Origin of the sequence: Paracoccus sp. (in: a-proteobacteria) (genome assembly GCF_032007265.1) — a bacterium.
Lineage (GTDB): Bacteria > Pseudomonadota > Alphaproteobacteria > Rhodobacterales > Rhodobacteraceae > Paracoccus.
In genome coordinates this window covers 39196-55039 of record NZ_DALZMB010000012.1, presented here as the reverse complement: position 1 = coordinate 55039, position 15844 = coordinate 39196, and the positions used below count along the sequence as shown (strand labels likewise).

Genomic DNA, 15844 nt, shown 5'->3' with positions numbered 1-15844 from the left:
AAATGGCTGCGTGAACTCTACGGCCAAACCCCGTTAAAACGGGGAGGATTACCCAGCAGTCCGGTGAGAATGTAGAGTGATTGGAATTTTGACCAGAATCCTGGTGTTTGGATACGCTTGAAGCGCGAGAGGGGCAGTTTGTCAGCATCTGCGCCATAGAGCAGTTGCTGGAGGATACTCCGCTCAATCTCTTGTTTGTGCCCCTCACGTCGCTCATCACCTGCTTCTGGTAAGAAGGCCGCAAGAGAGATATGCAGGGCTTGGCGGGGGTAGGACTTGAGGAAGGATCGGATGATGCTGCTCTTGCCAGAGCCATAAGGTCCGGTGAGCGCGATGTTAGACACGTTCGGGCTGTCGGTCGCGAACTTCAATGCAGCCGAATATACCCCTCCTTGGTCGGCCTCATCGGTAGGGGCGAGATCAACGAATTTCGCTGGCGCCAAGGATGAAGCGGTTCGTAAGCGCAGCGCTTCCGCTATCTTGATGAGCTTGGCAGAGATCCAGCGGCCGATTTTAGTAAGACCAGTACGCATAAAAGGCTGACCACCATGTTCGAAATCTCATCCCAACCGCATGTATAATTTAGTCTACCATGCGCGCTAAGGGCGAAAGGTCCGCTGTGGCGTCGGATGGTTGCTAAGGTTTCGCTGCGACGCGCACGGGAGGCTGTTATTGCCAATTGCTGCGCAAGCATCGCCGCGCCGCCGCATGTCGGTTCACCGCCCATAGCCGCCATTGCAGAGGCAGTTTCAGATCAAAGAATTTTAGGAAGACAACTCATTGGCCGGAAATGAAAAAAGCGCCCAATGGCGCTTTATTTCATTCGGGATGTCTGGCTGAAAAGGCAGGACTATCTGCGTCTTTCCACCGGCTTGACCTGACCCGCCGCCATCGGGGCCGTCACACTAAACTGATCGGCCGCCACCAGTGCTGGACGGTTGGGCAGCCTCGTCCTGCCCGCGCCACTTCGCACAGGAATAGTCTTGCCAAACAGGCGGGACAGCGGCTTTGGCGAGCGATGGGGTGGTGATAAATGGGGTTGGCGAGCCAATTGCTGTTGAAGGCCCGCTGACACGTAAGACGTATCAACTCTGGGCTCTCTGAGACCGCAATGTGCGGCGCCAAACCTTATCCGACCTTGGCAAAAGCGAGGATGAAAACGGGACGGGCGCGTTGCTGACCCGAGTGCCGCTGATCGCCGAGCCCAGGCTCTTTTGTCGACAATTCAGGTGATACTGCCGCCAAAGAATACGCCATCCGCCGGGGGTGGCATGCGTGCCCCGGCGGATCGCTTTTCGTTTATGGAAATACCGAAACTCGTGCTGGCAATAACTCAAGTATGCGGCAATCCACCGGGCCAGAAGGCCTTATTACTGCGCGACGTAAGCCTTGGTATCTGTGATTGCCGCATAGGCAAAGCCGAGCGCGGACATCATGGCGGCTTGGACCGAGGCCGCTGGAACGATGACGCCTTCGTGCTCTAGATCGCGGGTCGCGCAAGCGTCCTGAACCACAGTCACCTTATAGCCGAAATCGCTGGCAGCGCGGGTCGTCGCATCGATGCACATATGGCTCATCGCGCCGACAACCACGACATCATCGATCCCGGCTGCGTCGAGGGTTTCCTTTAGGTCGGTCTTCAGGAAAGAGTTCGGGAAATTCTTCACGATCACCGTCTCGCCCTTGCCGGGGGCGACCAACGTGTTGATCTTGCTTCCCTGCGAGTCGGGCGTGAAGAATGGTGCGTCGTGGCTGGGGAAAATGTGCTGGATGTGGATGACGCGGTCGCCTTTTGCACGGGCGGCCTCAATCACCCGGGCGGCGTTGGCGGCTGCCTGCTCAATGCCGACGAGTTCGTATTTTCCGCCGGGAAAGTAATCATTCTGAAGATCAACGACGACGATGGCGCGTTTGCTCATGGATAGACCTTTCTTGTGGCCGTTCAGGTTGCGATGCCTCGACAATAAGAAAGTGCGGCACTATTCCAATTGGCAATATCGACATTTTTGAGGGCAATAGTGACAAAGACGGCAGAGCTCGACACCGAAGTAGGTCTGTTGATCTATCCCGGAGCGCAGATGTCCGCGGTTCTTGCGATGACGGATCTGTTCCTTGTGTCCAACCGGTTTGCCGCGCCGGGCGAAGCTTCGGGTCTGAACCATATAACTGTCAGCCACTGGCGCATCGATGCGAAGGGCGGCCTGCCGCAAAGGGTCTTTGCGACAGGCCACGCCCCGCGCCCTGAACCCGCCGTCCTGATCCTGTCGCCCAGTCTTGGCGAGCCGACAATGCCCGCAATCGCTGCGCCCTATATCGACTGGCTGCGGGCCATTCATGACAGGGGGGGAATTCTTGCTTCGGTCTGTGCTGGCGCGTTTCTATTGGCCGAAACCGGATTGCTGGATGGCCGGCTTGCGACGACGCACTGGATGCTGGCAGACCAGTTTCGTGGGCGCTTTCCACATGTAATGGTCGATGCAGATCGCCTGTTGGTGGACGGTGGCCAGATCCTGACCTCGGGTGGTCTGATGTCCTGGACCGATCTGTGCCTGAGGCTGGTGGAACGCCTGCGCGGCGCAGAGGTCATGACCCAGACCGCCAGATTCCTGCTGGTCGACCCGCCAGGCCGCGAACAGCGGTATTACAGCTTGTTCTCGCCCTGCATGAGCCATGATGATGTGGCCATCCTTAACGTCCAGCGCTGGTTGCAAAAGACAAACGGCCAGGACGTTTCACTGGAAACCCTGGCGACAAAAGCGGGACTTGAACGACGTACCTTCCTGCGCCGCTTTCGCAAGGCAACTGGCATGACCACATCGGAATATGGGCAAAGGCTGCGCGTTAGCAGGGCGTGCGAGCTGCTTCAGTTCGGCTCGGACACGGTCGAGCAGATCGCTTGGGAGACGGGCTATGGCGATACGGGGGCTTTCCGCAAAATCTTTGCCCGGTTTGTCGGGCTTACCCCTGCTGAGTACCGTCAACGTTTTGGCATTGCCCTAAAAGACTGCGACGGGGGAATTCGGGCGGGTTAGCCGGTAAGCGGGGGGGGCGGGAAACGTGCCTATCTGCCCCCTTTGCTTGAGCGCCCATGAGAAGGCTGCAGTCTTCGCTGACGCATTCCGATTGTTGCGCTGTCCTAAGCCAGATCAAATCCTAGGGTGAATACACCTGTCGCGGGACACGGTTCAGGGGCGACATCGTGGTTGTTTGATTGTCTGGGGCAGTTTCTGGGCCAAATCTTGTCGTTTTGGCGCGGTTGCGAAGGCCAGGCATCTGGGCCGAACGCGCGGACAAGATCGTGCAGTTGTGGTCGATTTTCCCTGATGCGGACAGAACGTTTCTGGCTCGCCCCTTTCCGTCCCCCAAGCACCAAATTGCCGCCAGTGCCTTGGTCAGACTGTGCGCGATGCCGGGCGGGGTTTGGAGGGGTGTCGGTGTCGCGACAGTTATCACTTGCCCCCACCCAAAAGCGCGATGATGGGTGGGGTGCTTGACGAGAAAGGGGGCGTTTTGCCCCCAATCTTTACGCTTGAAGCGAAATGGGAACCGCAATCAGGCTTAGTTACCTGCGGGTTTCAGGCCGATCCCGCCTGCTGCGGCCGCGCTTAGCTTGATGAAGTTCAGGCTTTGCTGGCGCAGCGCACCCGCAAGCTCTTGGCGCGAGGACAACAGCACGCGTTCGGCGTCCAATACGGGGAAAAACTCGGATTCGCCGTATTCATAGGATTCTCGCGTCAGACCGACCGATTCCTCGGCATTGGCGACCAGTTTGGTTTGGGATGCGACCAGCCTTGAATCACGGTTATAGCCGGCAAGGGCGTTCTCGACCTCTTCGACTGCCCCCAGAACCGATGCGCGCCATGCCAGCCGCGCCTGTTCGGCCCTCGCCTGCGCGGCCGACAGCCTTGCACTGTTGGCACCGCCGGTGAACAGCGGGACGGAAAGCTGCGGTCCGAAGCCCCAGGTCTTCATGCTGCCGCCTCCGCTGATATTAAGGGGGGTAACCGACCCCGACAGCGTGAGTTGGGGGTAAAAGGCGGCTTGCGCCTGATCGACCCCAGCCATGGCCGAAGCAAATTTGCGCTCGGCCACGCGCACATCGGGACGCGCACGGATCACATCGGCAGGGACACCGACGCTGGCGCTATAGCGCGCGCGGGGCTGGCCGCCAGACTTTCTCAGGGCGCTTGCGATTTTGGTGCTAGTGCTGTCGGTAAGTGTGGCCAGCCGGTTCACGGCTTGGTCAAATCCGGTTTCAAGCGGCGGGACGGCTGCTTCGGCCTGGGTCACCAATTGCTCGGCCTGCAACACGTTGATGCGGCTTGTGGCGCCCAGAACGTCTTGCTGTTCGGTTAGGCGCAAGGAGGTCTTGCGGCTTTCCAAGCTACGGCGGGTCAGCTCGCGCATGTTTTGGTAATAGCGCGCATCGACATAGGCCGAGGCGATGGCGCTGACCACTGTCAGACGCGCCACATCTGCCGACAGATAGGCTGCATCGAGATCAGCACTGGCACCGCGCCGTGCCGCGCGATTGGCACCAAAGACATCGATCATCCACGACACGCCAAGCGTGCCCGATGAAGTCTCGGAGATGGCGCCCGCGCCTTGACTGTCACCGCGTTGGCCCGCCGCCGATGCGGTGACCTGCGGCAGATCGGTCGCGCCCGCTAGGCGTGCATTGGCTTCGGCCTCGCGGATGGCGGCGACCGCGCTCATGACGTCAAGGTTACGCGCGAGCCCGTCATTGACCAGCCGGTCGAGTTGGCTATCGCGGAAGGCCGCCCACCAGGTATTCGCACCAGCGCGCCGCGCTGGAGAGTTTCCGGCGAAACGGTCGGCAACATCGGCCTTGGGCGCGCTATAGGGCAGGGTGGTTCCGCAGGCGGCAAGCAGGCTGACCGAGGAAAAACCGGCCAGAAGGGCGCGGCGAGAAAGGCTTGGCGTTTGTGTCATCTGTCTGGTCCTGAGATGGGTTTGCGGCACCTGTCGGGGCCGGTTCATGCGGTGGTTGCGACGCGGGTTGCGGCGCCAGAGAGGGTTGGGGGCGGCGGTGTCCTTGCCGCGTTTGCTGCTTGGCAGGGGCTTGTGGCGAAGGGGGGCTGCCCATCGTGAGGCGACGGCGTGCCAAGCTCGGCAAGTGTCGCCAAAAACGCTTCGCGTTCAGCCTCGGCGAGGGTCAGCAGCCCAAGTGTTTCGCCAAAGCAGAGCCCCATCACACCGATCAGCGCGGCCATGGCCTTGGCGTGGTCGCCTGATCCGTTGCGAAGGCGGTCGATATGCCTGCCGATTGCGGCATTGGCCTCGATGCGGCAGGTTTCGGCCGGGCCGAGGCTGACCGCGATGGCAAGGCTGGCCGCCAGCAGGTCGAAATCGCTTCTGCGGCGCGCAAGATCCAAGGCCGCGTGGACGGAGGGATATGGCGCGCCTGCATGGGCGCTTTCGCAATCCTTGATGCGATGGCCAAGATGGCGAATGCCACTGCGGATGAAATTCTCGAGGATCTCGGCCTTGTCGCTGCGGTAGACGACGCTGGATTTGGTCGTGCCGATTTCTTTGGCCAGCGCGTCGATGGTCAGGTTTGCGGCGCCCTCGCGGTTGCACAGGGTGATGATGGCCTGATTGATCTGCTCGTGAGAGAGCTTGCGTGTTCGGCCCATGAAAAGCCTTCTTGGTTGGCCCGCGTCCTGACGACGGGGCGGGCAGTCGGTGATTGGCCCATTTGGGCGCGCGACGAAGGGGCAAACGGGACGCCCCGATCTAGGGGGCGCGCCCGAGGCCGGGTGAAGAAAGGTCCGGCGGCGGAAGGGTGAACCAGCCGCCGCCGGTGCTGTCTGCCGACCGGATCAGGGACGGCAGCACGGAGCAAACATGGCCCCTTTAGGCATTGTTGCGTTTTGGGGGCGCATCAATGCCCGGCAGGAGGGGCTGTGACCTGCGGTGCGGCAGCGGCCTGCTTGTCCGATCCGCCCCGGCTAAAGAGCCGCGTCACAAGGATGAAGAAGACCGGCACGAAGAAGATCGCCAAAGCGGTCCCCGTGATTGTCCCCATCAGCGTGGCATAGCCGATTGCAACCCGGGCCCCGGCACCTGCACCCGAGGCAAGCACCAGCGGCACGACGCCCAACCCGAAGGCCAGCGAGGTCATCAGGATCGGCCTGAACCGCAGCTCGGCCGATTTGCGCACAGCCTCAAGCGCGCTTTCGCCAAGCGTCGCCATCCTTTCACGGGCGAATTCGACAATCATAATGCCGTTCTTGCCCGTCAGGCCCACCACGGTCAGCAGCCCGACCTGAAAGTAGACGCCGTTCGACTGTCCGCCGATCAGTGCCCCCAACAGCGCGCCCAGAATGCCGACCGGCATCGCCAAAAGGACCGCAATCGGGATCGACCAGCTTTCGTAAAGCGCAGCGAGGCATAGGAAAACCGTGCTAAGCGCCAAGGCGTAAAGCAGCATAGCACCCGCGCCCGCCTCTTTTTCCTCGAGCGACATGCCTGTCCATTGCAGCGAGAAGCCGGGCGGCAACTGGGCGGCAAGTTCCTCCATCGCGGCCATGGCATCACCCGAAGAATAGCCGGTGGCAGGCGATCCTTCGACACCCATCGAGGGCAGCGCGTTGTAGCGGCTGACCTGCTGTGGGCCAAAGACCCATTCCTGCGTCGCGATGGTCGAAAGATCGACGAAATCGCCATTGGCATTGGGGATGCGCCAGAGTGACATATCCTCGGGAGAGGTCCGTGCCCACGGCTCGCCCTGCACATAGACCCGCTTCACGCGGCCTTCGTACAAGAAGTCGTTGACATAGGAGCTGGACCAGATCGTCGTCAGGAACGCCCCGACATCGGTGGCGGTGACACCGACCGCGCCTGCTTCGGCCCAGTCGATATTGAGCCGGAACTGCGAGGCATCTTCGACGCCGTTCGGACGCACGCCGGTCAGGCGCGGATCCTGTGCCGCCATGCCCAAAAGCTGGTTGCGCGCGGCAAGCAGTTCTTCATGGGTCTGGCCGGCATTGGCCTGAAGATAGGCGGAAAAGCCGTTCGAGTTGCCAAGCTCCATCACGGCGGGCGGAACGATCGGCACGACGATCGCCTCGCTGATCCCACCCATCAGGGGGCCGAAGGCGCGGGCCGCGATGGCTTGCGCGGAATCCTCAAGTGCGGCGCGTTCTTTCCAGTCCTTCAGCTTGACGAACATCATGCCCATGTTCTGGCCTTGGCCCGAGAATGAGAAGCCACGGATGGCAAAGATCGCGTCAACGTTGTCGGCTTCGGCGCTGGTGTAATAGGCCTCGACCTTTTTCAGCACGGCTTCGGTCTGCGAGGCGGTTGCCCCCGAGGGAAGCTGCACGATCGTCATAAGCGAGCCCTGATCCTCGTCGGGAAGAAACGAGGTCGGCGTCCGCTGGTAAAGCGCGACCATCCCCACAAGGATCAGCCCGTAGATGATCAGCATCCGCAACGGCCGGGCCGTCACGCTCCGCACGCCGCCCGCATAGGCCGAGGTCAGGCCAGAGAAGCGACGCTCGAAGCCGCGGCTGAAGCCCGCACCAAAACGCCCGATCACGGTTTTTGGCGGCTCTTTGCTGTGAGGCTTGAGCATGGTTGCGCAAAGCGCCGGGGTAAAGATCAGTGCAATGAGCACCGAAAGCCCCATGGCCGAAACGATGGTGACGGCGAATTGCTTATACATCTCGCCGGTCGAGCCGCCAAAGAAAGCCATAGGCACGAAAACCGCCGAAACGACGATGCCGATGCCCACCAATGCGCCCGAGATCTCATCCATTGATTTCTCGGTGGCTTCTTTGGGGCCAATGTGCTCCTCGGCCATGATGCGCTCGACGTTCTCGACGACGACGATGGCGTCATCGACCAAAAGCCCGATCGCCAGCACCATCGCGAGCATGGTCAGCGTATTGATGGTGAAGCCAAGCGAGGCCATCACCCCCATCGTGCCCAAAAGCACGACCGGAACCGCCATGGTCGGGATCAGCGTGGCGCGGAAGTTCTGCAAGAAGACCAGCATCACAAGGAACACCAGCACGATCGCCTCGATCAGCGTATGGATCACCGCCTCGATCGAGATGACGACGAAAGGCGTCGTATCATAGGGGATCTCATAGCTGACGCCCGCGGGCAGGCCTTGGGCCAACTCGGCCACTTTGGCTTTCACCAGCTCAGCCGTATTCAGCGCATTGGCCCCCGAAGCGAGCTGGATTGCCATGCCTGACGCGGCTTTGCCGTTAAGGAAGGCCTCGATCTCGTAGTTTTCCGTGCCCAGCTCGGCGCGTGCCACATCCTTAAGCAGCACCATCCCGCCATCGGTATCGGTCCGCAAGACGATGCGCTCGAAATCCTCGGGGGTTTTGAGCAGCGATTGCGCGGTGATCGTCGCGTTGAGAAGCTGACCCTCGGGCGCAGGCATCGAGCCGAAGCTACCTGCAGAAATCTGCGCGTTTTGGGCGCTGATCGCCTGCGTCACAACACTGGGCGCGAGATCGTAATATTTCAGCTTTTGCGGATCCAGCCAGATGCGCATGGCATATTCCGACCCGAAGACCTCGACTTTACCGACGCCTTCAAGCCGCGAGATCGGCTCGACCATATAGGAGTTGAGATAATCGGCGAGGTCGATATCGCGTTTGCTGCCATCCTCAGAGACGAGCGCGATCACCATCAGAAAGCCGGTCGCGGATTTCTCGACGGTGACGCCCTGGCGTTGAACCACCGAAGGAAGGCCCGCCTCGGCCTGCGCCAGTTTGTTCTGGACCTGCACCTGCGCAATATCAGGGTCCGTCCCGATCTCGAAGGTCAGCGTCACGGTGGCGCGCCCGGTCGAGGTCGTGGAGGAGCTGATATAGCGCAACCCGTCAAGTCCGGTCATTTCTTTTTCGATGATCTGGACGACCGTATCGGCCACGGTTTCCGCCGAGGCACCGGGATAGGTCGCGCCGATCACCACCGAAGGACCGGCGATCGAGGGATATTGCGAGATGGGCAGGCGCAGGATCGAAAGCGCGCCCAAGCCCATGATGATAATGGCAATAACCCACGCAAAGATGGGTCTGTTGATGAAAAAGCGCGCCATGGCTTATTGCGCCTCTGTACTTTGGGCGGGCGCAGTATCAGGCGCCGCTACGGGGGCAGCCGTCACAGGTGCGCCTGGGCCCGCTTTTTGGAAGCCAGAGGTGATCAACTCGTCGCCGTCGACCAGGCCCGCGGTCGTCACCCATTGGTTGCCCGAGGAAGACAGGATGGTCAGATTGCGCACCGCAACCTTGCCATCTTCAAGCACCCATGCGCTGGCCGCACCGCTTTGGTCGCGCATCACCGCATTCATCGGCACAAGGATCGCCTTGTCGGCGGTGGCCTGCGGCAGCTCGACCTCGACATAAAGGCCCGGCAAAAGCAATTTGTCAGGGTTCGAGAACGAGATGCGCAGCGTCACCATGCCCGTCGTGGGTTCGACCTGCGGTTCGGCGGCGCGCAGCTCTCCGGTATGGGGATAGGTCGCACCATTGGGCAAAAGCATCGTCGCCTGACCCGAAAGGGCGCCCCGCTGCTCTTTGAGTTCCGCTGCGCGGTCAAGCAGGTCGTTGGCCGATTGCGTCACATCGACATAGATGGTGTCAATCGCGCGGATCGTCGTCAAAGCGGCAGTTTGCTGCGCCCCGACAAGAGAGCCGGGCGTGGCTTGCGACAGGCCGATGATACCGGAGATCGGCGCCGTAATTGTGGTGCGGTCCAGATCGATCTTGGCGCTTTGCAGCTGCGCTTTGGCCATTTGCAGGCCGGCATTGGCAGCGCTGCGGGTCGCAACGGCGCTGTCGCGCTTTTGCGCTGAACCGGCACGGGTGGCGTAAAGCTCTTCGGCGCGTTCAGCCTCGCGTACGGCCAGCTCGTAATTGGCCTCAGCCTCGGCGACGGCTGCCTCGGCTGCTGCGACGGCTGCCGCGTAGGTGTCATCCTCGATCTTGTAAAGCGGCTGACCCTTTTCGACGGCACGGCCTTCTTCGAACAGACGATCGCTGATGATCCCCGAGACCTGTGGACGGACTTCGGCGACGGTCGAGGCCTTGATCCGGCCCGGAAGGCGCGCGGTAAGGGTAAAGGGCGCTTCATGAACGATCATCGTATTGACCGAAGGCGGCGGCGCGTCTTGCGCCGATGCGGGCAGGGTGGCCGCAAAGGCAAGAAAGGCGCCGGCCAAAAGGCTGGGGGAGGCAAGCAGTCTGGGTCGTTTCATAACGAGCCTTTCTGATGGGGGCGTAAATGGGTTCGCCGCAAGGGGGAGGGCGGCAATGGAAAGGAAAACGGGGCCGAGTAATGCCGCCATCACAGCAGCATTATTGCGGTGTCATCCGTCCTGTTGATGGGGGAGCTAGACCGTTTCGTTTACTTTTGTTCAGGAGATTTTCGGATCAACGACATCTGCGCCGAGATCAGCTTCCAACCGAGTGTGGTCAGCTGGAACGCATGAGAGGAGCGTTGCCATTCGCTGACGATACCGTTCATCGTCACCATCATCATGATGGCGGCCTCGCGCGGTGTGAAGTTGGGGTTCAGGCTGCCGTCTTTTTCAGCAAGGGCGGTCACACGCTGAAGGTTCTCGAAGACTTCATTGTTCATCTTGGTTGTCCAGTCCGCGACCGTTTCATCGGCAGCGGCATGCAGGGAAATGCGGAACATCCTTTGCTGACTTTCATCTGCCTCGAAGATCGCCAGTATCTCGTGCGCGGTCGCCTCGAGAAAGCTCAACGGGTCTTCGTGGCCCTGCGCGCCCGCCAAAATCAGCAGCTCTTCCTGCGGTAACTTGCGGCGCGTGCGTAACGCGTTCAGAAGATCCGTTTTATTCTTGAAATGCCAATACAACGCACCGCGCGTCGCACCTGCGGCGCGTGAAATGCTTTCGAGAGAGGGGCCCGAGATGCCCTTTTCAGCGAAAATGATTTCGGCTGCATCAAGGATCGCATTCCGCGTTTCCTCGGCGTCTTCCTTGGTCCGTCTCACGTCGCGATTCACTTTCAGTCACATATCGAAGCGCACCATTAAACAATCATGTATGTATGTAAAGGTGGATTTTGTCGGAACCTGAGCTGTCTTGGCCGGAGCGAATGGTCATGAAAGAGAGCGTCTAGATGTTATGGATTTGTGCTTAACTTATTGAATCTAATAAGAAATTGAAAAATCAGTGACGGCTTTGCTTGCCCATTCAAAGCAAGGCCGCAAAAGCAAACGTTGTCTGCTGCAAATGAGCAGAAATCCACCTGACCACCATGCGCCTTCTTGGGTTTGGGGATGGTGGCTTGGCGGAAGGCTAGGGCATTTCGGCCAGAATGCTCGGTCGGAAAGCAGATCGGATCAGCTTTACTGGATAGGATCGAGGACGTTGCAAACAACACTGAAGCCAAGCCTGTGACGATAAAACCGGGGATTAAGGAGGCTTTCACGATTCTCGTGAATATGCCGCTCGCGACCCTATGCTTCTGGACGCAAAGGGGCAGCCGAACTGAAGCTGCGTCTCGGCCTTGCCGATTAGGGCAGCATAGCCGCTTGATCACCTTCAGACGCAAGCCATCGTGGCAAAGCAGATTGTGCTGCAGACAGATTCTGGGCGTTCACACCTTCGTTTGGCGTCTTTGAATCCTCGGATCATGTGATGGATGGTCGCGCGATACCAAGTGAACTCGATCGCAATTGGTACCTTGCTGATCGTGCGCTGCAGCAGCCCGGCCATAATCCGGCATCGGTGTGTGGTGGAATGCGGTGCTGCGCGGGGGGCATATCAGCTTACAACAGCCTGAAAACTATGGCTTGTCGCGTGTCGAGTTAGACCCAGCCATGGCTGTAAAATTGAGCAGTAATTCGCGTTATGTAATATGGAAAACTATGAGCCTATCCATTTCGACAGCAGATTAGCTGACTTGGCTGATTTTTCATTCACATTGACCTTAAGCTGACAAAGGCGATGCCTGGACGCATCCTCGATAGGTTGCGGATCGCCGATAAGAGCGCCGCGAAATAAAATAAGTAGCATAATTAAAGATTTGCATGGGTATCCTTTAGCTGAATGCCAGTTGGTGGCGACTAAAAGGATGCCCTAAATGCATCAAATGGCGCCTGTGATCCTCTAGGCATTGGCCACTATAAAAAATTCAAATGCACGCTTAAGGCGATTCACCCAAGCGCTTTGCGTGTTACATATTCGCCCCAGATGCGCCCGCCGAAAGCGCCCGCCCTTTAACACGCCAGACCTTTCATCCTTTATGCTCGATTGTGCTAATTTGGTGTGTCGAGGAGTAATGAGTTGGCGCAGGCTATTCGGCCGTCATATCCGCTATTCGATTGGTTGCGCTTTGTTCTGGCTTCACTGGTCTTTATGGAACATGCCCAGATCGTCGGTGGCATGTTGCCGGGATATTTCGCGGTTCAGGTGTTCTTTGCACTAAGTGGCTGGTTGATCGGCGGAATCCTTATCAATATGCAGGCCTCTGATCTGCCACGGTTTTTCTTTAATCGCGCCACAAGGATTTGGATTCCTTATTTTTTTGCAGTTTTCTTACTCTATAGTTTCGCGCTGCTAAAAGAAGGCGTTGCCCCCTATTATTTCCGCAGTTTACTTAGTGATGTGACGCTGACGCATAACTGGTTTATCAAGAAAGTGCCCGAGGTGCTGTCTGCCATGCCAATGCAGGGAACGGGTGCACATTTCTGGTCAATCGCCGTAGAAGAGCAGTTCTATCTTGTTGCGCCCATTCTGATTTTCTTTACGCCTGTGCGCAAATCAGTCGTGGCCTGGACCGCATTGACGGCAATTGCGATCCTGTCTGGCAGTCTTTTCGGTGCGATTTCTGGTGGTGTTCTGGCCGTGATCCTGAACCAGAGATGGCCACACTTCTACAGCGGTAAAGCCGCCCAGGTCGGCCTTTTCACGGCGCTTCTGGTCATGGTCGCCGCCAGTTGGATTTGGCCGCAAAGCTATAGCTATCTTCTGCCGCTGATCTCGGTTGCGATTGTGCTGTTGTTGGTACGGCCCGGTCCGCGCGGCGCCCTTGGGATGACATTGGGAGGGCTATCCTTCCCGATGTATCTGAACCATTGGATTGGAATTTTCGCGGGAAATGCTCTGCTGTCCAAGGTTCCCGCGATCGGAAAATTGGGGGCAATGGGCGTGGGCTATGGCTTTGCGGTTATTTCCGCAGCAGGGATCTATTGGCTGATTGACCGCAATGTCATGCGCTACCGTGATGCTTGGTACACGGCCCTTCGCGGCAAGGGGGCCATGACGGTTGCCTATTCGCTGCTCATCGTTGGCGTTATCATGGGCGCGTTCGTCTTGGGACCGATCAATTCGGCACCCATGCGCAAAATGGACCAGATCTCGGCCGTCGCTTCGGTGCATCTGATCATGCTTGATGCGCTGAAGGGGGATCTCGATCATGCCCAAACCTCAGGACCAACGACGGTAGAATAGCGCGAATCTGTAAGAGTGCTTTGGGCTGTGACACGCATTCGCGCCAAAGCAAAGGCGATCTGGACCCCACATTTTCGCTTGTCGCGCGGCATCTGACAACTCTTGCAAGAAACCTAAGAAAGCCGCGCAATTTATGAATGGGCGGTGGGCTTTAAGTTTGTTCGTTTTGTCTGTTTCGACTTGATCCCGTCGCGCCGATGCCGCTAGCAAACTCTTATATGCTTCATTGGCACGCTCGGGAGGGGATCTGCGTTGAACGCTCCTTTTTTGCAAACTGACCGCGTTGGTCGCTTGACGACCAACTTCGGCCCAGAGGCTGTAGTCCTGCTGCGGTTCAATGGCGAAGAGCATCTGAACTCATTGTTCGAATGGCAGGTCGAGGCCCTGTCTTTACAAAATGATCTGGATTTTGACGCGCTGGTCGGCACGCATGCCACCGTGACCATCGAGGGGCATAAGGGCGAGCGCCACTTTGACGGCATCGTCACACAGGTGCGCTGGTCGGGCACAACCGAGAATGGCAGCCGCTATGATCTGGTGCTGAGGCCTTGGTTTTGGCTGACAGGACTGCGGCGCAACCAACGGATTTTTCACAATAAAACGGTCGTCGAAATCCTTCAGGAGCTTTGGGCGGATTATCGTGATCTGGGTAAGCCTGCGCTCGAAGTCGAGCTGAGTAAGGATTATCCGACGCTGGAATATACCGTTCAATATCGTGAAAGCGATTTGGACTTTGCCCGGCGCCAGATGGAGCGTCACGGCATCAGCTATTATTTTCGCCATGATGACGGCAATCATACGCTGGTGCTGACCGATGATGTCGAGGCGCTGCCTAACCTGGGTGCGCGTGAATATAAGGGCTATGACGGCCACCATCAGCCAGATGGCGAACATTTCTGGAGCTGGACGCCCGAGAGGAACCTGACCACGGGGGCGGTTCGCCTGACTGATTTCAACTTTAAAACGCCGATGGCCGCGATGGAGGCGGACCGCGCGGGCGATGCTGCCTATACGCAAGGCCGCATCGAAAGCTTTGACTATCCGGGCGACTATCTAGATCGCGGTCAGGGCAAAGGGGTTGCGGCGCTGCGTATCGATCAAGAACGCGGCGGTGATCGGCGCCAGCGCGCTGCGGGCGACTGTGTCAGTCTGGGTGCCGGAATGCGCGTCAAGCTGGATGGCGATCCGGTGCCTGGGACGGGCGAGACATATCTGTGCCTGACTGCAAGCTATAATTTTGTCTCTGAAGCTTATGGATCGGGTGCGCCCACGCAGGATGGCTATGCGTTTAGCGGGGCTTGGACATTGATGCCATCTTCGGCGCCTTTGGCCCCGCCCCGGCGCACCGCTGCGCCAGTTGTGCAAGGCCCCCAAACGGCGATGGTCGTTGGCGAGGGCGAGATCGACTGTGACGAGCATGGCCGCATTCTGGTACGTTTTCACTGGGATTTGCATGACGCCTATTCCATGCGCTGCCGCGTCAGCCAGAACTGGGCGGGCGCAGGCTGGGGGGGGATGGTCATTCCCCGCATCGGCATGGAAGTTGTGGTCGAGTTTCTTGAGGGCGACCCCGACAAGCCATTAGTGACGGGCTGCGTCTATAACGGTAAAAACAAACCGCCCTATGATCTGCCGGCCAATAAGACCCGCTCGACCTTTCGCACGGATACGCATGACGGCAAAGGTTTCAATGAGCTTCGCTTCGAGGACAAGCGCGGCGCCGAGGAAATCTATCTGCACGGCCAGCGCGACCTGAATTTTCTGACCAATAACGATAGTGCCTCGATCGTGCGCGGCAACCGGATGGATAAGATCTTTGGTGACGAAGTTCGCGCCACCAACGGCAGCCGCCGCCACCATATTGCGGGGGCCTCAGAAGAAACCATTCTGGGCAATCTCTCGATCTCGGTTGGCAATCAGCAGCGCAGTCAGCGGCTGATGAATGCTGGCCGCTATTTCGATCATGCACCGCAATCCGGAGAGTTGACGGTTTTCCCCGGCTTCAAACGCGATATGCGTGCCGGTCAGGGGCACGGCGATCAGGGCTCGTTTCACATCGAAACCGAGGGCGGCTTTGTCGTCGATGCCAAGAAAGGTGTCGAGCTGCGCGCGAACCACGGGTTCGATCTGAACACCCAACAAGATATCGATCTGCAAACCACCTCGAAACTTAGCATGTCCGGCGCGACGGGCGTCAGTATGGATACGGCGCAAGTCATGTCGCTTTCGGCGGGACAGACCTTGACCCTGGGCTGTGGTCAGGCTCGGATCGTGCTGCACGCCAGCGGCGCCATCGTCCTTGATGGGACCAGCATCAGCAAACTGGCCACCGGTGTCGTGCGTAGCAAAGCCAACCGGATCGAGGATAACTAA

The 15844-nt window shown here is 58.8% G+C and carries 10 protein-coding genes; 3 read left to right on the top strand and 7 right to left on the bottom strand.

The window, feature by feature from the left end; translation table 11 throughout:
- Positions 1-17: 17 nt before the first annotated feature.
- Together RTS12_RS04445 and RTS12_RS04440 are read right to left on the bottom strand one after the other, a co-directional pair.
- The gene (locus tag RTS12_RS04445; RefSeq protein WP_312525896.1) at positions 18-533 is read right to left on the bottom strand and encodes a hypothetical protein; all 516 of its coding nucleotides are present in this window, start codon (positions 531-533) and stop codon (positions 18-20) included.
- A gap of 837 nt (positions 534-1370) precedes the next feature.
- Positions 1371-1919, bottom strand: coding sequence for a cysteine hydrolase family protein (locus RTS12_RS04440; protein ID WP_312525895.1), 549 nt, complete (start codon positions 1917-1919; stop codon positions 1371-1373).
- Positions 1920-2078: 159 nt separating this feature from the next.
- On the opposite strand from RTS12_RS04440, the gene RTS12_RS04435 reads away from it, so the two are divergent.
- Positions 2079-3032 carry a helix-turn-helix domain-containing protein gene (locus RTS12_RS04435; protein WP_312525893.1) on the top strand — a complete coding sequence of 318 codons (954 nt, stop codon included), beginning with the start codon at positions 2079-2081 and terminating at the stop codon, positions 3030-3032.
- Positions 3033-3558: 526 nt separating this feature from the next.
- Here RTS12_RS04435 and RTS12_RS04430 read toward each other — a convergent pair.
- The 5 genes from RTS12_RS04430 to RTS12_RS04410 form a co-directional block, all read right to left on the bottom strand.
- The gene (locus RTS12_RS04430; protein ID WP_312525891.1) at positions 3559-4953 is read right to left on the bottom strand and encodes an efflux transporter outer membrane subunit; all 1395 of its coding nucleotides are present in this window, start codon (positions 4951-4953) and stop codon (positions 3559-3561) included.
- A gap of 44 nt (positions 4954-4997) precedes the next feature.
- Positions 4998-5657, bottom strand: coding sequence for a hypothetical protein (locus tag RTS12_RS04425; protein ID WP_312525889.1), 660 nt, complete (start codon positions 5655-5657; stop codon positions 4998-5000).
- 248 nt (positions 5658-5905) lie between these two features.
- Positions 5906-9085, bottom strand: a complete 3180-nt coding sequence (locus RTS12_RS04420) for an efflux RND transporter permease subunit (protein ID WP_312525887.1) — start codon at positions 9083-9085, stop codon at positions 5906-5908.
- A gap of 3 nt (positions 9086-9088) precedes the next feature.
- The gene (locus tag RTS12_RS04415; protein WP_312525885.1) at positions 9089-10243 is read right to left on the bottom strand and encodes an efflux RND transporter periplasmic adaptor subunit; all 1155 of its coding nucleotides are present in this window, start codon (positions 10241-10243) and stop codon (positions 9089-9091) included.
- Between the two features lie 149 nt (positions 10244-10392).
- Complete coding sequence (locus tag RTS12_RS04410; protein WP_312525883.1) at positions 10393-11007, bottom strand: TetR family transcriptional regulator; 615 nt, start codon at positions 11005-11007, stop codon at positions 10393-10395.
- Between the two features lie 1297 nt (positions 11008-12304).
- Between RTS12_RS04410 and RTS12_RS04405 the strand changes: the two genes are divergently transcribed.
- Together RTS12_RS04405 and RTS12_RS04400 are read left to right on the top strand one after the other, a co-directional pair.
- The gene (locus RTS12_RS04405; protein WP_312525881.1) at positions 12305-13471 is read left to right on the top strand and encodes an acyltransferase; all 1167 of its coding nucleotides are present in this window, start codon (positions 12305-12307) and stop codon (positions 13469-13471) included.
- A gap of 252 nt (positions 13472-13723) precedes the next feature.
- On the top strand, positions 13724-15844 hold the full coding sequence (locus RTS12_RS04400) for a type VI secretion system tip protein TssI/VgrG (RefSeq protein WP_312525879.1): 2121 nt from the start codon (positions 13724-13726) through the stop codon (positions 15842-15844).

Coding starts and splice junctions, on each gene's coding strand:
- RTS12_RS04445 (WP_312525896.1), bottom strand. CDS start 533: ATGCGTACTGGTCTTACTAAAATCGGCCGCTGGATCTCTGCCAAGCTC.
- RTS12_RS04435 (WP_312525893.1), top strand. CDS start 2,079: ATGTCCGCGGTTCTTGCGATGACGGATCTGTTCCTTGTGTCCAACCGG.
- RTS12_RS04420 (WP_312525887.1), bottom strand. CDS start 9,085: ATGGCGCGCTTTTTCATCAACAGACCCATCTTTGCGTGGGTTATTGCC.
- RTS12_RS04440 (WP_312525895.1), bottom strand. CDS start 1,919: ATGAGCAAACGCGCCATCGTCGTCGTTGATCTTCAGAATGATTACTTT.
- RTS12_RS04430 (WP_312525891.1), bottom strand. CDS start 4,953: ATGACACAAACGCCAAGCCTTTCTCGCCGCGCCCTTCTGGCCGGTTTT.
- RTS12_RS04425 (WP_312525889.1), bottom strand. CDS start 5,657: ATGGGCCGAACACGCAAGCTCTCTCACGAGCAGATCAATCAGGCCATC.
- RTS12_RS04415 (WP_312525885.1), bottom strand. CDS start 10,243: ATGAAACGACCCAGACTGCTTGCCTCCCCCAGCCTTTTGGCCGGCGCC.